The 20,683-nt window shown below is 65.5% G+C and carries 14 protein-coding genes and 1 tRNA gene; 9 read left to right on the top strand and 6 right to left on the bottom strand.

Annotated elements, in window-relative coordinates; all coding sequences use genetic code 11:
• Nucleotides 1–320: 320 nt before the first annotated feature.
• The 3 genes from JMF82_RS16590 to JMF82_RS16580 all read right to left on the bottom strand — a co-directional run bounded on the left by JMF82_RS16590 (nucleotide 321) and on the right by JMF82_RS16580 (nucleotide 3,214).
• Nucleotides 321–1,262 carry a sensor domain-containing diguanylate cyclase gene (locus JMF82_RS16590; protein WP_201315662.1) on the bottom strand — a complete coding sequence of 314 codons (942 nt, stop codon included), beginning with the start codon at nucleotides 1,260–1,262 and terminating at the stop codon, nucleotides 321–323.
• Between the two features lie 235 nt (nucleotides 1,263–1,497).
• On the bottom strand, nucleotides 1,498–1,881 hold the full coding sequence (locus JMF82_RS16585; RefSeq protein ID WP_201315661.1) for a hypothetical protein: 384 nt from the start codon (nucleotides 1,879–1,881) through the stop codon (nucleotides 1,498–1,500).
• A 172-nt stretch (nucleotides 1,882–2,053) separates the two neighbouring features.
• On the bottom strand, nucleotides 2,054–3,214 hold the full coding sequence (locus JMF82_RS16580; RefSeq protein WP_201315660.1) for an acyl-CoA dehydrogenase family protein: 1,161 nt from the start codon (nucleotides 3,212–3,214) through the stop codon (nucleotides 2,054–2,056).
• Nucleotides 3,215–3,463: 249 nt separating this feature from the next.
• On the opposite strand from JMF82_RS16580, the gene JMF82_RS16575 reads away from it, so the two are divergent.
• The 3 genes from JMF82_RS16575 to metH all read left to right on the top strand — a co-directional run bounded on the left by JMF82_RS16575 (nucleotide 3,464) and on the right by metH (nucleotide 8,322).
• The gene (locus JMF82_RS16575) at nucleotides 3,464–4,390 is read left to right on the top strand and encodes a metalloregulator ArsR/SmtB family transcription factor (RefSeq protein ID WP_201315659.1); all 927 of its coding nucleotides are present in this window, start codon (nucleotides 3,464–3,466) and stop codon (nucleotides 4,388–4,390) included.
• A gap of 7 nt (nucleotides 4,391–4,397) precedes the next feature.
• The gene (locus JMF82_RS16570; RefSeq protein WP_201315658.1) at nucleotides 4,398–5,477 is read left to right on the top strand and encodes a homocysteine S-methyltransferase family protein; all 1,080 of its coding nucleotides are present in this window, start codon (nucleotides 4,398–4,400) and stop codon (nucleotides 5,475–5,477) included.
• A gap of 160 nt (nucleotides 5,478–5,637) precedes the next feature.
• Complete coding sequence (gene metH / locus JMF82_RS16565) at nucleotides 5,638–8,322, top strand: methionine synthase (protein WP_201315657.1); 2,685 nt, start codon at nucleotides 5,638–5,640, stop codon at nucleotides 8,320–8,322.
• A 130-nt stretch (nucleotides 8,323–8,452) separates the two neighbouring features.
• Here the strand turns inward: metH and JMF82_RS16560 are convergent, their stop codons facing one another.
• A complete protein-coding gene (locus JMF82_RS16560) occupies nucleotides 8,453–8,794 on the bottom strand; it encodes a lipid-A-disaccharide synthase N-terminal domain-containing protein (protein ID WP_201315656.1) in 342 nt (113 codons plus the stop codon).
• A 133-nt stretch (nucleotides 8,795–8,927) separates the two neighbouring features.
• Here JMF82_RS16560 and JMF82_RS16555 point away from each other — a divergent pair.
• The 3 genes from JMF82_RS16555 (at nucleotide 8,928) to JMF82_RS16545 (ending at nucleotide 10,836) form a co-directional block, all read left to right on the top strand.
• Nucleotides 8,928–9,002 (top strand) — tRNA-Val (locus JMF82_RS16555).
• Nucleotides 9,003–9,314: 312 nt separating this feature from the next.
• On the top strand, nucleotides 9,315–9,776 hold the full coding sequence (locus JMF82_RS16550) for a hypothetical protein (RefSeq protein WP_201315655.1): 462 nt from the start codon (nucleotides 9,315–9,317) through the stop codon (nucleotides 9,774–9,776).
• Between the two features lie 607 nt (nucleotides 9,777–10,383).
• Nucleotides 10,384–10,836: a hypothetical protein gene (locus JMF82_RS16545; protein WP_201315654.1), complete on the top strand. Its 453-nt coding sequence runs from the start codon at nucleotides 10,384–10,386 to the stop codon at nucleotides 10,834–10,836.
• A gap of 295 nt (nucleotides 10,837–11,131) precedes the next feature.
• Here JMF82_RS16545 and JMF82_RS16540 read toward each other — a convergent pair whose 3' ends face one another.
• Nucleotides 11,132–12,724, bottom strand: a complete 1,593-nt coding sequence (locus JMF82_RS16540) for a hypothetical protein (RefSeq protein ID WP_201315653.1) — start codon at nucleotides 12,722–12,724, stop codon at nucleotides 11,132–11,134.
• Between the two features lie 2 nt (nucleotides 12,725–12,726).
• Complete coding sequence (locus JMF82_RS16535) at nucleotides 12,727–13,173, bottom strand: DUF3574 domain-containing protein (RefSeq protein ID WP_201315652.1); 447 nt, start codon at nucleotides 13,171–13,173, stop codon at nucleotides 12,727–12,729.
• A gap of 214 nt (nucleotides 13,174–13,387) precedes the next feature.
• On the opposite strand from JMF82_RS16535, the gene recC reads away from it, so the two are divergent.
• The 3 genes from recC to JMF82_RS22240 form a co-directional block, all read left to right on the top strand.
• Nucleotides 13,388–16,870 carry an exodeoxyribonuclease V subunit gamma gene (gene recC, locus JMF82_RS16530; RefSeq protein WP_201315668.1) on the top strand — a complete coding sequence of 1,161 codons (3,483 nt, stop codon included), beginning with the start codon at nucleotides 13,388–13,390 and terminating at the stop codon, nucleotides 16,868–16,870.
• Entirely contained in the window at nucleotides 16,867–20,523 is a 3,657-nt protein-coding gene (gene recB / locus JMF82_RS16525) for an exodeoxyribonuclease V subunit beta (RefSeq protein WP_201315651.1), read from the top strand. Before recC ends, recB begins: the two co-directional genes overlap by 4 nt.
• A partial coding sequence (locus JMF82_RS22240) for a hypothetical protein (RefSeq protein WP_343214154.1) occupies nucleotides 20,507–20,683 on the top strand: 177 nt, incomplete at its 3' end. The genes recB and JMF82_RS22240, both read left to right, overlap by 17 nt.

The raw sequence follows: 20,683 nt of genomic DNA, 5'->3' as shown, positions 1-20,683 counted from the left end.
CCGCCCCAAGGTGCCCTGTCGTCGAACCGACAAGCTGGCTTACCGATTGAGGACGGAATCAGACTCGATCCATCGCTCGATTCGCGACAGTGTGTGACGCTACCAAGCTATTACGGGTGCCTCCAGCGGTTTTCACAGGTCAAGGATGTAGGCAATGGGATGTTACAGATGTCGCATATCGGACTTTGGCTGTGTCGGGAAGCCGCCTACATCCCTGCACCTCTAGGCAGCAACTTGATCGGACGACACGCATTCTGGCGGCGGAAGACAAAAGCCCCGGTCTCGCGACCGGGGCTTTTTTTCATGTTTCGCGGGAAACGCTAGTCGCTGTCGGCGATGCGATTGCGTCCGCGCAGCTTCGCCTGGTACAGCCGACGGTCCACCAGCTCCAGGAACGACTGGCGCTCGTCGCCATGCATCGGCACCACGGTTCCCACGCCGATGCTCACGGTCAGCGCCTTGCCCGTCATCGAGCGCTCGTGCGGTATCCATTCCTGCAGCAGCAGTTCCTGGCAACGCTCGGCCACCTGGCGCGCCGACGCCGCGTCGGTTTCCGGCAACACCAGCACGAACTCCTCGCCACCGAAGCGCGCGAGGAAGTCGTGGCTGCGGCGCACCGCCTTCTCCAGCACCTTGGCTACCATCTTCAGGCAGTAGTCGCCCTGCACGTGGCCGTAGTGGTCGTTGTATTGCTTGAAGTAGTCGATATCGAGCACCAGCAGCGACAACGGCTTGCCGCTGCGACGGGCGTCGACCCAGTCCTCTTCGAACACCGCGTCGAAACGCCGGCGGTTGGCGATGCCGGTGAGGCCATCCTTGAAGGAGAGCGCTTCAAGCTCGCGCTGCAGCTCGATCAGGCGCTGCTCGGTGCGCTTGCGTTCGCTGATGTCGAACATGAAGCCGACCAGCGCATCCACGCTGCCATCCTCATGGCGCACCACGTGCACCACATCGCGGATCCACACGTAGCTGCCGTCCTTGCACAGCGCGCGATAGTCCGCCTCGTGGTCCACGCCCGCCTTGGACTGCGCCACGCAGAAGTTGACCGCCCATTCGCGGTCTTCGGGATGGATGCGGTCGGCCCAATCCTGCACGCTGACCCAGCTTGCCGGCTCCCAGCCGAGCAGCGCCTCGATCTGGGGACCGATGTAGGAGAACGACAGGCTGTCCCAGTGGATGCGCCAGGGAATGGCCTTGGTGGATTCCAGCAAGGTCTTGTAGACCGCGCTTTCTTGCTCCAGCGGGGTATCGATTTCGCTCATGGGCGGCTTGCTCGCGTCGCAGGGTGGCAGACCCGGGATGCGAAGCAACCACCGTGCCGAAGACCGCCCGATCGTCGGAAACCCACGCTGCAAAGCGGTTGTCCGCCGCCATGCCGAGCCGGTAGCCGCATCCAGCGATGGGGGTGGCCGCCCTTCCCGGTCAGTTCACGACGCAGCCTGGCTGCTGGCCCACGTTGGTGAAGATGACTACGAAACGCCACGCGCCCGCAGCAAATCAGGCAATACGCCCCGACAAGGCCGTGAGCAGCATGGACATCTCTTCAGCCGGGACACGATGGCCACCCGCCAGCTTGATGAGCAGCAACACGCCGAGTATGGCGATGACCGAACTCACCAGGCTGATGAGCAGGGCACGCTTGTAGGTGGTCACCATCACCATCTGGATGATGAGGGCGCCGCCGAAGAAGCCGGCCAGGGCCGCCACCAGTCCCGAGGAAATGACCATTTCCACCAGCTTGGAGAGGCAGAGCTGCAGCACGAGCACCAGCAGCACCGAGCCGATGCCGGTGTTTTCCGCCCCCATGGCCCGCGCGGTGTACATGACCGGAAAAACCGCGAGCGCGATCAGCGCCAGAACGATGAGCAGAAACGTCAGCATGGGGCCATCCTTGGCGGAGGGGGACCTGTCCCTGGTTGATCGCAAGTATTTGCGATCAACCAGATAACCGTCAACCTCCGTGTCGGCTCTTTCCGCTGTGGCCCGTAAGCAAGGCCCGGGGAGGACCTTCGCGGGCTTCCGGCATGGCCCCGGAAGCCCTGGTATCACGTGCTCAGCGCAGGCCGGTTTCGGCGCGGGCGATCACGATGCGCTGGATCTCGCTGGTGCCTTCGTAGATCTCGGTGATCTTGGCGTCGCGGAAGTAACGCTCCAGCGGCATCTCCCGGGAGTAGCCCATGCCGCCATGGATCTGCACCGCCTGGTGCGAGATCCACATCGCGGCTTCCGACGCCACCAGCTTGGCCATGGAGGCCTCGGTGCCGAAACGGCCACCGTGCTTCTCCACCTCACCCTTGGTCCAGGCCGCGCGCAGCGTGAGCAGCGTGGCGGCGTCGAGCTTGCACTTCATGTCGGCGATCTTCGCCTGGGTCATCTGGAACGTGCCGATGGGCTGGCCGAACGCCTTGCGGTCGCGCGACCACTGCACCGAAGCCTCATAGGCGGCGCGCGCAATGCCCACGGCCTGCGAGGCGATGCCGATGCGGCCGGCGTCGAGCAGGCTCATGCCCATGGCAAAGCCCTTGCCTTCCTCGCCCAGCAGGTTTTCCTTCGGGCATACGTAATCGGTGAATTCGATTTCGCAGGTGGCCGAGGCGCGGATGCCCAGTTTGGGTTCGCTCTTGCCCGCATGGAAGCCCGGCAACTGGGTGTCGATGACGAAAGCGGACACGCCCTTGGCGCCGATGCCCGGCGTGGTGATGGCGAACAGGATGATGTAGCGCGCCACCATGCCCGAGGTGATCCAGCTCTTCTTGCCGTTGATGACCCAGTCGCCGTCGGCGTTCTTCGTGGCCCGGGTATGCATCGCCGACGCGTCGGAACCCGACTGCGGCTCGGTCAATGCATAGGCGCCGATCGCCTCGCCCTGCGCGATGGCGCGCACGAACTTCTGCTTCTGCTCCTCGGTGCCATGCTTGAGGATGCCGGTGCAGAACAGCGAGTTGTTGACCGACATGATGGTCGCGGTGGCGGCATCGGCCGCGGCGACCTCGATCATCGCCAGCACGTAGGCGATGGGGTCCATGCCCGCGCCGCCGTACTCGGTCGGCACCTCGATGCCCATCAGGCCCAGCTGGCCCATCTCGCGGATGTTTTCCAGCGGGAACTCCCCCTTCTCGTCCAGCTCGGCCGCTACCGGCGCAATGCGCTTCTGCGCGAAATCGCGGGCAATGGCCTGAATCGACAGCTGGTCTTCGGTAAAACGGAAATCCATGACGGCTCCAAGGGGAAGGAGGAAGCCGCCTATTTTAGCCCGCCAACGCCGACAGCCTCTGTGCGGGTGCAGCAAGGAAGAACCGCTTCCCTGTAGGAGCGCACCCAGTGCGCGACCGCCGCGCCTGGCATCCAAGCTCCGTAGGCTTTTCGCGCACTGGGTGCGCTCCTACATGGCCCTGCCAAACTTGACGCCTCGCGGGCCTAGGCCTAGCCTATTGCATCTCTGTATCGCGATATAAGGATAACCGTGGATCTGGCCGCCGTCTCCAGCATCCTGCGCCTGCTGGCGGACCCCACCCGGGTACGCCTGCTCGCCCTGCTCGAGCGGGAGGAACTGACCGTGGCCGAGCTGGCCGCCGTGCTGCACCTGGCCCAGCCACGCGTATCCACCCACTTGGCCAAGCTCAAGGAAGCCGAGCTGGTCCGCGACCGCCGTGCCGGCGTCTCCGCCTACTACCGCGCCAATGGCGATACCGACGGCCCCCAACAGGCCCTGCTCAAATCCCTGCGCGAAAGCATCGACGACGCGCTGCTGCGCGAGGACGCGGCGCGCCTGCCGGGCGTGCTCGCCCAGCGCGCCCGCGAGGAAGGCTGGGCCGATACGGTGGCCGGCGACATGGAGCGGCATTACTCGCCGGGGCGCACCTGGGAAACCCTCGCCCGCTCGTTGCTGCAGTTGCTGGAAACCGGCGACGTGCTCGATATCGCCTCCGGCGATGGCATCACCGCCGAGCTGCTGGCGCCGCACGCAAGGTCCATCGTGTGCGTGGACAGCAGCGATCGCGTGGTGGAGGCCGCCGCCCAACGCCTCAAACCCTTCTCCAACGTGGAAGTGCGCCAGGGCGACATGCATGCGCTGGACCTGGGCGAGCGACGCTTCGACCTTGTGCTGATGCTGCACGCCCTCACCTACGCGGAGCATCCGGCGAAGGCCGTGGCCGAGGCTGCGCGCCTGCTGCGCAACGGCGGCCGCCTGCTCGCCGTCACGCTGGGCAAGCACGACCACCGCGCGGTGGTGGAGCCGTTCGACCACCGCAATCTAGGCTTTTCCGCCAATGAACTGGATGGCTTCGCCACCTCCGCCGGGCTGGAAGTCATCAGCTGCAACCGTCTGAGTCGCGAGCGCAAGGCGCCGCACTTCGAAGTGATCAGTCTGCTCGCACGCAAACCGTGAGGTCTTCATGAGCACGCTCCCCTGGCTTCATCCCCAACGCGTCGCCCTGCTGGAAAAGCTGCTGCGCGAACGCATCCTCATTCTCGACGGCGGCATGGGCACCATGCTGCAGCGTCACGAGCTGGACGAAACCGCCTTCCGCGGCGAACGCTTCGTCGACGGCCACGACAGCTCGCACGCCCATGACCACCCCGGCAGTTGCGACCTCAAGGGCAACAACGATCTGCTCACGCTGACCAACCCGGACATCATCCGCGGCGTGCATGAGGCCTATCTCGAGGCCGGCGCCGACCTGGTCGAGACCAACACCTTCAACTCCACCCGCATCAGCCAGGCCGACTACCACCTGGAGCACCTGGCGTACGAGTTGAACCGGGAAGGCGCGCGCCTTGCACGCGCGGCCTGCGATGCGTGGGAAGCGAAGACGCCCGACAAGCCACGCTTCGTGATCGGCGTGCTCGGCCCCACCAGTCGCACCGCCTCGCTCTCGCCCGACGTGAACGATCCGGGCTTTCGCAATGTCACCTTCGAAGAGCTGGTGAGCAACTACACCGAGGCCGCCAGCGGCCTTATCGACGGTGGCGCCGACGTGGTCATGGTCGAGACCATCTTCGACACGCTCAATGCCAAGGCCGCCCTGTTCGCGCTGAGCGAGCTGTTCCATCAGCGCGGCGCACGCGTACCGGTGATGATCTCCGGCACCATCACCGATCGATCGGGCCGCACGCTGTCGGGCCAGACCGCCGAGGCGTTCTATTACTCCGTGCAGCACGCGCGCCCCATCTCGGTGGGCCTCAATTGCGCGCTGGGAGCCGCCGACCTGCGCCCGCACGTGCAGACGCTGTCGAATGTCTCGCAGTGCTTCGTCAGCACGCATCCGAACGCGGGACTGCCCAATGCTTTCGGCGAGTACGACGAGACGCCCGAGCAGATGGCCGCCGTCATCGGCGGCTTCGCGCGTGACGGCCTGCTCAACCTGGTCGGCGGCTGCTGCGGCACCACCCCTGCCCATATCAAGGCCATCGCCGATGCCGTGCGCGACTGCGCGCCGCGCACCCTGCCCGCCAACACGCAGGTGGCCGCGTAATGCCCCCTCTCCCCTCCGGGCGACCCAAAAGTAGTCCCCTTGTGGGAGAGAGGGTCGGGGTGAGGGGACGACCTGGCCCCGACCCCGCATCGTCATGCGCTATCGCAAGCCCCATCCCCTCACTTCGATCCTCTCCCCTCAGGGGAGAGGAGGACAAAACATGATGCCTCGCCATACCCGCCTATCCGGTCTCGAACCGCTGGTCATCACGCCCGACCTGCTGTTCGTCAACGTGGGCGAACGCACCAACGTCACCGGCTCCGCGCAGTTCCGCAAGCTGGTCAAGGAAGACCGCTACGAAGAAGCGGTGGACGTCGCGCGCCAGCAGGTCGCCAACGGCGCGCAGATCATCGATGTCAACATGGACGAAGGCCTGATCGACTCGGAAGCGGCGATGACACGCTTCCTCAACCTGATCGCCGCCGAACCCGACATCGCGCGCGTGCCGGTGATGGTCGACTCTTCCAAATGGAGCGTGATCGAAGCCGGCCTGCGTTGCCTGCAGGGCAAGGGCATCGTCAACTCCATCTCGATGAAGGAAGGCGAGGAGCTGTTCCTCGAGCACGCGCGCAAGGTGCAGCAGTACGGCGCTGCCGTGGTGGTGATGGCGTTCGACGAGCAAGGCCAGGCCGACACCTGCGAACGCAAGGTCGAGATTTGTTCGCGCGCCTTCGAGTTGCTTACCACGAAACTCGACTTCCCGCCCGAAGACATCATCTTCGACCCCAACATCTTCGCCATCGCCACCGGCATCGAAGAGCACAACAACTACGCCGTGGATTTCATCGAAGCCACGCGCGAGCTGAAGCGCCGCTTCCCCGATTCGCACATCTCCGGCGGCGTCTCCAACGTCTCGTTCTCGTTCCGTGGCAACAACACGGTGCGTGAAGCGATCCACTCCGTGTTCCTCTACCACGCCATCAAGGCGGGCATGGACATGGGCATCGTCAACGCCGGCGCGCTGATGATCTACGACGACGTACCGGAGGAACTGCGCGAGCGCGTCGAGGACGTGGTGCTCAACCGCCGCAGCGATGCCACCGAGCGCCTGCTGGAAATCGCCGACAACTACAAGGCGAAGAAGGGCGAGGTCGTCACCGAAAGCCTCGCCTGGCGCGAAAAGCCGGTACGCGAACGCCTCAGCCATGCGCTCGTGCACGGCATCGACCAATACGTGGTCGAAGACACCGAGGTGGCGCGACAGGAAGCCTCGCGTCCGCTGGATGTGATCGAAGGCCCGTTGATGGACGGCATGAACGTGGTCGGCGACCTGTTCGGCGCCGGCAAGATGTTCCTGCCGCAGGTGGTCAAATCCGCCCGCGTGATGAAGAAGGCCGTGGCGCACCTGATCCCCTTCATCGAGGAGGAAAAGGCACGCACCGGCGATGCCGGCAAGTCCAACGGCAAGATCGTGATGGCCACCGTCAAGGGCGATGTGCATGACATCGGCAAGAACATCGTCGGCGTCGTGCTCCGCTGCAACAACTTCGAGGTCATCGACCTCGGCGTGATGGTGCCGACGCAGAAGATCCTCGAGACCGCCGTGGCGGAGAACGCCGACATCATCGGGCTTTCCGGCCTCATCACGCCGTCGCTGGAGGAGATGAGCCAGGTGGCGCGCGAAATGCAGCGCCAGAACTTCTCCATCCCGCTGATGATCGGTGGCGCCACCACGTCACGCGCGCACACCGCGCTCAAGATCGAGCCGCACTACAAGTCGCCCACCGTATGGGTGAAGGACGCCTCGCGCGCGGTCGGCGTGGCGCAGTCGCTGGTGAGCAAGGACCTGGTCGATGCCTTCATCGCCAGGATCCGCGCCGAGTACGCCGAGGTGCGCGAGCGACACAAGCAGCGCGGCAGCGGAAAGCCGCTGGTGCCGTTGCAGAAGGCGCGCGCGCAGCGTTTCACCGCCGACTGGGCGAGCTACGAGCCACCGGCGCCGCGCCAGCCCGGCATCACCGTATTCGACGACTACGACCTGGCCGAGCTGCGCCACTACATCGACTGGTCGCCGTTCTTCAATGCGTGGGAGCTGGCCGGCCACTACCCGGCCATCCTCGACGACGAGGTCGTCGGCAAGCAGGCCCGCGAGCTGTTCAACGACGCACAGGCCATGCTCGACCGGCTCATCGCGGACAAGTGGCTGACGGCGCGCGGCGTGATCGGCTTCTGGCCGGCGGCTGGCCACGGCGACGATATCGAAGTGCAGCTGGAAAACGGCAGGACGGCCACCCTGCACCACCTGCGCCAGCAGGTCGACAAGCCGGTCGAACGCCCCGACTTCTGCCTCTCCGACTTCGTCGCGCCCAAGAGCACCGGCAAGCGCGACTGGGTAGGCGGCTTCGCGGTTACCGCGGGCATCGGCATCGACGCGCATGTCGCGCGCTTCGAAGCCGATCATGACGACTACTCGGCCATCCTGCTCAAGGCCTTGGCTGATCGCCTCGCCGAGGCGTTCGCCGAGCGCATGCACGAGCGCGTGCGTCGCGAATTCTGGGGTTATGCACCGGACGAATCGCTAGACAACAAGGCACTGATCGACGAGAAGTACGTCGGCATCCGCCCGGCGCCGGGCTATCCGGCCTGCCCCGACCACACCGAGAAGGCCACGCTGTTCCGGCTGCTCGACGCGACGCGCAACGCAGGTATCGAACTCACCGAAGGCTTTGCGATGTATCCCACGGCCGCGGTTTCCGGCTGGTATTTCTCGCACCCCGGCAGCCAATACTTCGTGGTCGGCCGCCTGACGCGCGAACAGGTCGAGGACTACGCCAAGCGCAAGGGCTGGACGCGCGAAGAGGCCGAACGCTGGCTCGCCTCCAACCTCGACTACGACCCCGACTAAAGGCAGCCACACTTAGGCGCTTTTGTAGGAGCGCACCCAGTGCGCGACAAGCCTACGCAGCGATGACGACACGACGCCCATCGCGCACTGGGTGCGCTCCTACCAATACAAAAAGCGCCCGACCGACGCCTCAGACCTCGCTCTCCACCAGCGACCGGCGCTTCACTTCGCGCATGTGCACCACGAGGTTGTAGACCGACACGAAGGCCGGGAAGAAATTGGAAAGAATGCCCACCGAGTCGTTCTTGCCGAACACGAAGTACGACAGCAACAACGCACTGCCGACCACCGACAGCCACCAGAACGACAAGGGCATCACCACGCGCTTGAGCTTGCGCGTGAAGTACAGCTGCACGAACCAGCGGCTGGTGAACATGACCGAGCCGAGGTAACCGACCATCTTCCAGGGCGTGAACTCGAAATTGTGCAGGGCTTGGAGGATGTGATTGAGTTCGTGCTGCAGGAAGTCCATGAGCCTGGGCCGGTAGCGTGTTAAACGGCACATTGTACGCGCCCACCTTTCACAGGCCTGCCCAGTCCCCGGCAATTTTTGGCCAGAAAGCCTTGACCCCGCCCCCGGGGCACCGTATATTTGCGCGCTCGGCGGGCGATTAGCTCAGCGGTAGAGCACTGCCTTCACACGGCAGGTGTCGCAAGTTCGATCCTTGCATCGCCCACCACCGAATCAACGACTTAGGCCGCCGCCCAAATGGCGGCCTTTTTCGTCGTAAATGTATGGTAAGTGCGTGAGCACCACGGCGGATGCTGGCCACCATGGCTAGCCATGATGGAGGCGCCATTGCCCCTCCACCATCCGGTGAAATCGAGAACCCCGCCGACTGCCAACGTGCCCTCGCCAGAGGTCACCAGGGCCGCTAACGAAGGACGCAACGATGGCGTGGAGGGTCCTAGCTCGACGCGGGAGAGTCGCTCGAGTCACCCACACCAATGGTCAGATGGGACCTAGTCCCAGTCGACCATGGAGACGTTTCATGCCTTTCGGCATTAACAAACTTATATTCGCGATGCTTGCGGTATCTATCAGCCTGTCTGGCTGCACCAAAGGCGACGAAGTCACGCGCATTCACTCGCCCGATAGATCGTTGGATGTGGTTGTGATTGAAGACAGTGCCGGCGCGACGAGTGATTTCTGGTATGAGGTCTGTGTTGTCCCCGCGAAACAAGTATCGTGTGATCAGAACAATGCTGCAGCCATCCTGTATGGAGCCACGCGAAGCGATGTTTCCAACGGCGTGAATGCATATTGGGACGATAACGATCATGTGGTCATGACATACAAGACCGCCAAGCGCATCAGTAAACAGAAACAGGTTATACATGCTGCGGGGCGGGAGATTCGCATCAAAATGCAAGCAGGCGTGGAGGACCCCAATGCGCCTCCCGGATCGATGTGGCGCGCTCCGCGTCCGTCGGATCATGCCCATGCGCAGTAGTACCCAGTACGTATGCCTATGTGGATGGGAATCCACTGAGCTAAGTTGACCCAACGGGCAGGAATCCTGGCCTGATTGCCCTGCCAATCGCCAGCGGACCCTTGGATATCGAACTACTTGGCAGCAACCCTGCGGGCTGGGTGGCCGGCGTAGCCGTAGGCGGTTATCTCGTCGGTACCGCCATAAATTACAAGTACGGTCAAGCGATTAGCGATGCCATCTGGGCTGCGACACACAATGAGGTACCGGATCTTCCTACTGATCTCGTTGGAAGCAATCCTCGATCAAGCTCTCTTGTAAATGGGAGTTCCCAGGCGAGCCCTGACCCACGCTAACTACCTGATATTCCTCTAAGTCTTCACACGGCAGGTGTCGCAAGTTCGATCCTTGCATCGCCCACCACCGAATCCAGCAAAAAGCCCGGCATCGCCGGGCTTTTTGCGTTTTCGCGTACGCCGGGTCGGCCCCGTCGACAAGGCCGGTCGGCCCGCCTCTCCAGCCCTACAGATCGCCGGGGCCTCGGCGGGATCGGGGCGGAGCATTTTCCGATATCCAAAGCCCCTCGCGGTGTGGAGAATACGCCCCAATTCTCCGAGGGGGCGGAATCATGGACCACAGCGACGCGACGGCGAACCCCGTTGCGCAATTGCTCGTCGTCACGCGAAGTCTGGTGGAACTCACCGACCGTGCGATGTCCGACAGCGAACTTTCCCGGGCGGCGGCTGACGTGCTGGTGTTCGCTGCCCGCCAGGCAGCGCGGTTGGTGGAAGACCTGGTGAGCGTCCGCTCGCACGACGCCACCCGCGCGCGCGACTTCGTGCAGTCCAGCAGCAGCTCGGACCTCGATCGCGCCTACACCGACCTGGAGTGCCTGGCCGAAGCGGCGGGCATGATACGGGCGCACGGCATCGGTTCGCAGTATCGCGCGCACCTGGCTTATCTGATGCGTTATGCCGCCGAGTCGGCTTGCACGGCGCTGGAACGCGCCGAGCGCAGCATGACCCGCGCTGAAGCCTTGTCGGCCATGGCTGAAGCCCCGGCAACGGCGCTGCACATCTGACCGGAACACGCGCGCCTCGGCGCGTCCCGTGCCACCAACGTCGAAACATGACCGCTTCGGGGGATGCCGGGTTTTCTGGCAGCGACGCCGTCCGGCGTATCAACCAGGCCTGGTGGCTGTGGCGCGTACCGTCCGCACGCAGCCATGTCGATGAGAGTTGCCTGGCACCCCACCGGATGATGGCAGACACGCGGCCTAGGCAAGTGTCGGCATCATCATCGCGGCGAGGCCGGCGAATTGTGGGTATCCGCCCCTGCCCCAACCATGAGACGACTCTCAATTCCGGCCTGCGCCTTCACGCAGCATCGGATTGTGTGAACCGTGTAGCCATTGCAAGCAGCACCAGCACGATAGCAAGCGCGGCGTAAGCGCCGGTGAACTGCCATGCGAGCAGTCGCGATGCGTCATCGAGCAGCCACGGCAGGTAGATGCCGCCGCTGAGCTGCACCGAGTGGATGATGCCGAACAGGCTCAGCGCGCCGCCGAGCAGCAATATCCACGCCGCACGCAATGGCTTGGCGTCGATCAGCGCGACAAGGAAGCTGGCCCAGATCATCGATGTGATGATGAAGCCGTTGCCGAGCACGGTGATCACCGCCAGCTCCGAGAAGCCATGGGCGCGATCGGCGAACAGCGCCTGCAGGCGATCACCCGGCACATAGGTAGGGTCACTCAGCTTGATCGTCACCATGCGCGCAATCGCGGGAAAGAAACTGAAGACAACCGCCGCGGCGTAACGCGTCGGCGTTGCCTCGAACGCCTGTACCGTGATGCCGATGGCGACGAAGACGAGAATGGGAGCGAGCACGGAGAGCGGCACCAGCTCCACGATGTTGGAGAGGTACCCGAACACGCCGCCCAGCCCGATCACCAGGCCCGTCAGCAGCGTGTAGCCACTGCGCGCGCCCATCGCCTTGTACGACGGTTGGCCGATGTAAGGCGTCGTCTGCGCCACGCCGCCGCAAAAGCCCGCCACCAGCGTCGCCAGGGCCTCCACCAGCAGGATGTCGCGCGTGCGGTAGTCATCGCCCGCGGCGCGCGCACTCTCGGTCACGTTGATGCCACCCACCACCATCAGCAGGCCGAACGGCAGGATCAACGGCAGGTACGGCACGGCAGCGGCCATCCCGTTCATCCACTGCAGCGTCGGCACCGGCAAGACGAAGCGCCATTGCCACGCCACCGGCGGTTTATATCCACTGCCGAGCCAGCCCAACGGCCCAAGCAGGTAATACAGCAGCGCCGCCACCACGAAAGCCACCAGCACGCCAGGCAAGCCGAACGGCATCCGTGCGCGCGCCACCAGCGCATAAAGCACGACGCCGAGGCCAGCGAAGCCGACGATGGGCAGCTTGAGGATCTCCACCAGCGGCAGGAAACCCATCAGCACCAGCGCAATGCCGGCGATCGAACCGAGCAGCCCGGCACGTGGCACATGACGCTGCACCATGCCGCCGAAGAACGACAGCACGAACTTCAGCACGCCCATGATCACCAGCGAGGCCATGCCGAGCTGCCAGGTCGCCACGCCCGCGGCGTGCTGGTCCAGGCCCGATTGCCTGAAGTGGAGAAAGGCCGGGCCAAGCACCAGCAAGGCGAGGCCGATGCTGGTGGGTGCATCCAGGCCCAGCGGCATCGCGGTGACGTCCTCGCGCCCCGTGCGCTGCGCCAATCGCCGCGCCATGGCCGTGTAGGCCAGGTTGCCCAGCAGCACGCCGAACGTGGTGCCGGGAAACATGCGCAGGAAGACGATGTCGGGCGGCAAGCCGAAGATGCCGATCAAGGCCGCGGCAAGGAAGGCCATGATCGACAGGTTGTCGACCACCAGGCCAAGGAAGCCGTTGAGGTCGCCGGGTGAAAACCACTTCGAGTGCGCGCTTGTGTTCATGCTCAGAACGACACCTCGGCGGGTTGGGTCACGCGCAACACCGACTGGTCGCCCGTGCGTTGCTTCCAGGCCGCGCGGATCGACTCCACGTTCGCCCGATTGGCCGCCGTATCGGCGTAGTCGATCACCAGCAATTTCGAGCGCAACCGCTCGGGCAGGGGCTGGTCCTTGCCCTGCCACTGGCCGTAGACGTCGAGCACGCTGAGCCCGTCCGGGAAGCGCGGCGTCACTTCGGCATCGAGGAATGCGCGCCAGTCCCGTTCGCTGACGCCGTGCGCCGGATCGTCCGCCGGCCCCAGGCCGAAATAAAGCCGGGTCTCGACCCAACCCTGGGCTTGCGCCGGATGGTGGGCGTCACCGCGCAGCGCGGCATCGGATACGTTGCCTGTCGCACAGCCGGCAAGCAGCCCGGCGGCCAGCAGGAGGATGGCGCAGCGGCCATGGTTCATGCGTCGATCCCTGGTTTCGTTTGGACATCCATACCAGCGCGACGTCCGTTGAGGCCGAGTATGGACAAGACGTCTTGCGCGACGCAACAGAGCTTTTTCATCACCGGCGCCTCCGGTCCTCTCAGGATTTGCGATGCCTCGGTACCAGGATACGGGACATCCACCGCCCGCTCAGCGAGAATGTCCCCATGAGCGAAACCGCCCCTTGCCTGCCGTGAGCCACAGCCTGGACCTGCCCTTCGAAGCCCCGATCGTGCCGGGCCTCATGGTGATCCATGGCAACCGCATGGAAGACCTGCGCGACCTGCTGACCGGCTGGCTCGCGCGTGCGCCGCTGCGGCCGCTGGAAGACGAGTTGATGCTGGTGCAGAGCAACGGCATCGCCCAGTGGTTGAAATGGGCGCTGGCGCGACCGGTGGGCGATGGAGGCCTGGGCATCAGTGCGGCGGTCGATGTGCAGCTGCCGGGCCGCTTTTTGTGGTCGGCCTATCGCAACGTGCTTGGCCGCGATGCGGTTCCCACGACTTCGCCGTTCGACAAGTCGCGCCTGTGTTGGCGCCTGCTGCGGCTGTTGCCGGCGCATCTCCACGAACCCGACTTCGCGCCGTTGCGCGATTTCCTCCGCGACGACCACGACGAGCGCAAGCGCTTCCAGTTGGCCGAACGCGTGGCCGACCTGTTCGACCAGTACCAGGTCTACCGCGCCGACTGGCTGGCCGACTGGGAACACGGCCGCTACGAGCTGCGTGACGACCTCCGTGATCGCCAGGCGCCGCTGGCCGCGGACCAGCGCTGGCAGGCACGCCTGTGGCAGCTGGTGCTCGACGATGTCGGCGACGAACGCCGCAACCACCGCGCCGCGGTGCACCAGGCTTTCCTCGAGCGCATCGGCACGCTGGCCACGCGACCTGCGAAGCTGCCACGCCGCATCGTGGTGTTCGGCATGTCCTCGCTGCCACAACAGACGCTGGAGGCACTGACCGCGCTCGCCCGTTTCAGCCAGGTGATGCTGCTGGTGGCCAATCCCTGTCGCCACTACTGGGCGGACATCATCGAGGACCGCGAACTGCTGAAGGCCAGCCAGCGCCGTCATGCCGGCAAGCCCGGCCTGCCGGCCGAGCCGCGCTACGAAGATCTCCATCTGCACGCCAACCCGCTGCTGGCGGCGTGGGGGCGGCAAGGACGCGACTACATCCGTCTGCTCGACAATGTCGATCGCCCGGAAGGCTATCGCCAGCAATTCGCCGCATGGAACCGCAGCATCGACCTGTTCACCGATACCGATCGCAGCACGCTGCTGCGACAGGTGCAACAAGCCATCCTCGATCTCGAGCCGGCCCCGATGGAGCCGGCGCAACGCAAACCCTGGAAGCCGGGCGACGACTCGCTGCGCTTCCAGATCGCGCACAGTCCACAGCGCGAAGTGGAGATCCTCCACGACCAGCTGCTGGCGATGTTCGAGGAAGCCCATCGGCGCGGTACGCCGCTGTCGCCGCGCGACGTCATCGTGATGGTGCCCGATATCCAGGCCTACGCGCCCCACGTGCAAGCCGTATTCGGCCGGCTGCCGCCGGACGATCCGCGGCATCTGCCCTACTCCGTCACCGACCAGCCGTCGCGCGGCGTGGTCCCCATGATGGTGGCGCTGGAACAGCTGTTGTCACTGCCCGAGTCGCGCTTTGCGGTCAGTGATCTGCTCGATCTGCTCGACGTCCCTGCCGTGCGGCGGCGCTTCGGCATCGAGGCACTTGGCTTGCCGATCCTGCGTCGCTGGATCGAGGGCGCGGGCGTGCGCTGGGGTCTCGACGCCACGCAGAAGCAGAGCCTGGAACTGCCAGGCATCGAACAGAACAGCTGGCGCTTTGGCCTGCGCCGCATGCTGCTGGGTTATGCCGTGGGCGAAGGCTCCGCCTGGCAGGACATTGCACCGTACGAGGAAGTGGGCGGACTGGATGCGGCGCTGGTCGGCCCCCTCGTCGGGTTGCTCGATCAGCTGGAGATCCATTGGCAGGCATTGCGCGAGCCGGCGACGCCGTCGCAATGGCATGCCCGGTTGCAGTCGCTGCTTGCCGATTTCTTCGAGGCTGACGATCCGCGCGATGGCGACCGGCTCACGCGCCTGGGCGATGCGCTGGATGCCTGGCGCGATGCCTGCGATGAAGCCGATTTCGCACTGCCCCTGCCACTGGCCATCGTGCGCGAGCATTGGCTCGATGCGATGGACGAAAGCCGGCTATCGCAACGCTTCATGGGTGGCGCGGTGAGCTTCTGCACGCTGATGCCGATGCGCGCGATTCCGTTTCGCGTGGTGTGCCTGCTGGGCATGAACGATGGCGATTATCCGCGACAGCAGGCGCCTGCCGACTTCGACCTGATGGCGCAGCCGGGGCACGCCCGTCCCGGCGATCGATCCCGTCGCGAGGACGATCGCTACCTGTTTCTCGAAGCCCTGGTCTCGGCGCGCGATGCGCTGTATATCAGCTGGGTGGGCCGCCATGTGCGCGACAACAGCGCGTTGCCTCCGTCGGTGCTGGTGGGCCAGCTGCGCGATTACCTGGCGGCGGGATGGCATCGCGAAGGCAACCAGGCGGACGCGCCAGACGCCGGACAACGGCTGCTGGACGCCCTCTCCACCGTCCATCCCTTGCAGGCATTCAGTCGTCGCTATTTCGACGCCGATGCCGATGCGCGCCTCTTCACGTATGCGCGCGAATGGCGGCAGGCCTTGCGCCCCCGTGCAAGGGCGGGCGACGAGACGCTGCCGCCATGGCAGCCGGATGCCGCGCTTGGCATTACCCAGCTGCGCGCCTTCCTTTCGCAACCGGTGCGCAGTTTCTACAACCAGCGGCTCAAGGTGCACTTCAACGCGTTGGATGCCGACGCGGCCGACGACGAACCGTTCGGCCTGAATGCCCTGGAGCAGCACCAGGCCACGACGGCCATCGTGCATGCGGCGCTGCGTAGCGACGAGGCGTTGCCCGCGGTATCGATGGCCACCCGGCAGCTGGCGCGCCAGGGCGTGCTTCCGCCCGGCGGCTTCGGCGCGTTGAGCGAACAAGTGCTGGCGCGCGAAGGCGAAATATTGGCGCAGGCCTGGCTGGCCGCCTGCGAACGCTGGCCGTTGCGCGACGACAAGATCGAACTGCAATACGCCGCGCACGACCTTCGCGTGGAGGACTGGTTGACGGACCTGCGCCAGGGCGCCGACGGCGCCCGGGTTCGCCTGGAGCTGTCGACGGGACGCCTGTTGCAGAAGAACGGCGTGATTCGCCACGACAAGCTCATCGCCACCTGGATCATCCACCTGCTTGCGCATGCGCAGGGGTTGGCCATGACATCGCGCGTGGTGGGCCTGGATGCGCAGATCGTGCTGCCACCCATCGATGCGGCGCAGGCGGCGCAATGGCTGGATGAACTCCTGTATGCGCTGCGCCAGGGCATGAACGCACCCCTGCCGTTGGCCCGTCGTACCGCTTTCGCCTGGTTGCAGGCCGGGGATGAAGACAAGGCCCGCAAGCAGGCCATGCTCGCCTACGAAGGCAACAGCTTTGCGCGTATCGCCGGAGAAGTGGACGACGATGCCTACCTGGCCCGCGCCTGGCCCAGCCTTGGCGCGCTGCTGGCCGGCGGCTTCGTGGATTGGCTGTCGCTATATCGCCCGTTGCTGGAGATCGCCCGCCAGGAGGATGCCGCATGAGCGCCAGCCGGTCGCTGCAACCGCTGCACTTGCCGCTGCAAGGCATCCAGCTGATCGAGGCCAGTGCCGGCACCGGCAAGACCTGGACCATTGCCGCGCTGTACTTGCGGCTCGTGCTGGGCCATGGCCGCCCGGACAACACGCCACTGCTGCCCTCGCAGATCCTGGTGCTGACCTTCACCAAGGCGGCGACGGCCGAGCTGCGCGAACGCATCCGCGAGCGCCTTGGCGAAGCCGCCGAAGCATTCCGCGGACAGCGGGCGGGCGACGACTTCCTGCGCGATCTCATCGCGGCCCATCCCGATGAAGAGGCACGCTCGCGCGCCGCGCGTCAGCTCGAACTGGCCGCGCAGTGGATGGACGAGGCGGCCATCCACACCATCCATGCCTGGTGCCAGCGCATGCTCAGCCAGCATGCGTTCGACAGCGGCCATCCCTTCATCCAGGACACCCAGACCGACGAAGCCGAACTGCTCGCCGAAACCGTGCGCGACTACTGGCGCACGCATTTCTTCCCGCTTGATGTTGCCGGCGCCGCCCTGGTCGCGCACTGGTGGAAAACACCCGGCGACCTGCAGAAGGCGCTGCGCCCCTTGTTGCGCCAACCATGGGAAAGCCTGCGGCTCGCGGGCAGGCCGCTGCCCGAACCGGCCGAGGCCATGGCGCAGTTCCGGCAAGGCGTGGATGGCGCGGAGACCGCCGAGGCATGCGCGCGACTGGCGTGGAGCAACGACAAGGATGCCATCGAGGCCATGTTCGCCAAGGCCCTGGCCGCGCGCGCGCTGAACGGGCGGAAGATGCCGGCGGACAACGTGACGGCACAGCTTGCGGAATTGCGCGCGTGGTCGCAGGGCGGCCCCATCGGCCTGGATACCTTGCGGCGCTATTCGCAAAGCGCCTTGACGGCGGCGCTCAACAAGAACGCCGAACCCTTGCGCCATGCCGCGTTCGATGCGATCGAAGCGTGCATCGAGCAGCAGGAGCGCCTCGATCCACTCAAAGCCATCGTGCTTTCGCAAGCCATGCGCTGGGTATCGCAACGCCTGGAACAGACCAAGCAGCGGCGCGCGCAGATGGGCTTCGACGACATGCTTCGCCGGCTCGACGACGCCTTGCGCGGCATCAGCGGCCTCCGGCTGGCCGACACCATCGCGAAGCAGTATCCCATCGCCCTGATCGATGAGTTCCAGGACACCGACCCCCTGCAGTGGAACATCTTCCGGCGCATCTACGACGGACGCGCCGGAACCGGCCTGCTGCTGATCGGCGATCCCAAGCAGGCCATCTACGGCTTTCGCGGCGCGGACATCCATACCTATCTGCGCGCGCGTGAGCGCGCCAGCCAGCCGACCTGGACGCTCGACACCAATTACCGATCAACCGGAGCCCTGGTCGGCGCGGTCAACCGTGTCTTCGAACATGCCGACACGCACGCCGCGGGCGCCTTCGCGTTCGGCCGCCATGCGTTGCCGTTCCACCCGGTGAAAGCACGCGGCCGCGGCGACCGCCTCGTGCTCGATGGACAGCCCTTGCCGCCGATGCAACTGGCGGTGCTCGATGGCGACGAAGCCATCAGCGGCTCGGCCTACGCCAACGCCATGGCGCAGCACGCCGCCGCCTACGTCGTGCAGCTGCTGGCCGCCGCGCAGGATGGCCGCTGCGGCTTCATGGATGACGCGGGCCAGCTCAGTGCGCTGCGCGCGGGTGATATCGCCATCCTCGTGCGCAGCGGCAACGAAGCGGCGAAAGTGCGCGATGAAATGCAGCGCCGCGGCCTCAAGAGCGTGTACCTGTCCGACCGTGATTCGGTCTATGCCTCGCCCGAAGCCGTCGACCTGCTGCGCTGGCTGCAGGCCTGCGCGTCGCCGGGCTCCGATCGCGCGATGCGCGCGGCGCTGGCGACACCCACCCTGGGCCAAAGCGACGCTGAGCTCGACCGGCTCAACCTCGACGAACACTACTGGGAAACCTGCGCAGAACGCTTCCGTCAATTGCATGACACCTGGCAACGCCATGGCGTGCTGGCGATGCTGCACGACCTGCTGCACGCCTTCGACCTGCCCGCGCGCCTGCTTTCCCGCCTCGACGGCGAGCGCGCGCTGACCAACCTGCTGCATCTGGCAGAGCTGCTGCAACACGCGGCAGCCAGCCTCGACGGCGAGCAGGCCTTAGTGCGCCACCTGGCCACGCAGATGTCCACCGCCCGCGATGCGCAGAGCGATACCGCCGAGGACCAGATCGTGCGGCTGGAAAGCGAGGACGCACTGATCAAGGTGGTGACCATCCACAAGTCCAAGGGCCTGGAATATCCGCTGGTATTGCTGCCGTTCGTGTGCGCGTCGCGCGAAGTGAAGGCCGACGACCGGTTCGTATGGCACGACGAAGACGGCGAGGCACGCATGGATCTGCGCGCGGATGGTGCCGCGCTGGCGCTGGCCGACCGCGAGCGCCTGCAGGAAGACCTGCGCCTGCTCTACGTGGCGCTCACCCGCGCCCGCTATGCCTGCTGGCTCGGCATCGCCTGTTGCAAAAGCGGCAACAGCGCCACGCCTTCACTGCACAAATCCGCCTTCGGTTACGTGTTGTCAGGTGATGAAGTGATCCAAGCGGGCGAGCTGCTGCCTCGGCTGCAGGCTTTGCGTGGCGATAACCGGGACATGCAGGTCGACGTGCTGTCGCCTCCGGACACGCATCCGTTCCGACCCAAGGCCACCGATGTCACGCCCTTGTGGGAGGCGCGGACTTTCCAGGGGCCGCCGCAGGAGCGCTGGTGGGTGGCGAGCTACAGCTCGCTCAAGCTGGCTGACGACGAGTCGCCTTCGCCCGCACCGGAGACCGCCTCGCAGGAGGTGCGCATGGAAGCCGAAAGCGAGCCCGCCTCCTTGCGGGTGGACGCACCCGCCCTCGCCAAGGGCATCCACGCTTTTCATGCCGGCGCCGAGGCAGGCACGTTCCTGCACGACCTGCTCGAATGGTCGGCCGGGGAAGGCTTTGCCGCCGTGGCCGCCGACCCGGCCGAACTGGGCAAGGAGATCGCACGCCGCTGCCAGCGCCGCGGCTGGCAATCGGATATCGCCCTGCTTTCACAGTGGCTTCCAGACCTGTTGCGCGCGTCGCTGGCGCTGCCTGACGGCACCTCCACCAGCCTTGCCGGATTCGACGCCTGCTACGCGGAGCTGGAGTTCTGGTTCGAAGCCCGCCATGTCGACACGCTGGCGCTGGATCGCCTGGTCAGCACGCACTCGCTAAATGGCATGCCACGGCCGGCGCTGCAGGCCGAGCGCATCAACGGGCTGCTCAAGGGTTTCATCGATCTGGTGGCCGAGCGCCAGGGGCGCTATTACGTGATCGACTACAAGTCGAATCGCCTGGGTAGCGATGCCCGCGCCTACACGGCGAGCGCCATGCGCGATTCCATCCTGCGCGAGCGTTACGACCTGCAATACGCGCTCTACACGCTGGCCCTGCACCGGCAGCTGCGCGCGCGCCTTCCCAACTACGACTACGAGCGGCACGTCGGCGGCGTGGCCTATCTTTATCTGCGTGGCATCGATGGCGAAGGGCACGGCGTGCATGTCGAGCGACTGCCACTCCAGCTGATCGAAGCCATGGACCGCCTGTTCGCCGAGGGAGCACATGCCCATGCGGCCTGACGCCCTGACCGCGTCGTTGGACTTCGCCGTCGAGCACGGCCTGCTGCGCCCCCTCGACGTGGCATTCGCCCGCTTCCTCATGGCCCAGGATCCCGCAGCAACAGACGCCTTGTCGCTGCTTGGCGCACTGGTGAGCCGCCAGCAGGCGGACGGCCATTTG

This window comes from Dyella sp. EPa41, from assembly GCF_016586165.1.
Classification (GTDB): Bacteria; Pseudomonadota; Gammaproteobacteria; order Xanthomonadales; family Rhodanobacteraceae; genus Dyella.
Note: the sequence above shows the minus strand (reverse complement) of the source record. Positions and strands in the feature narration are given on the sequence as shown.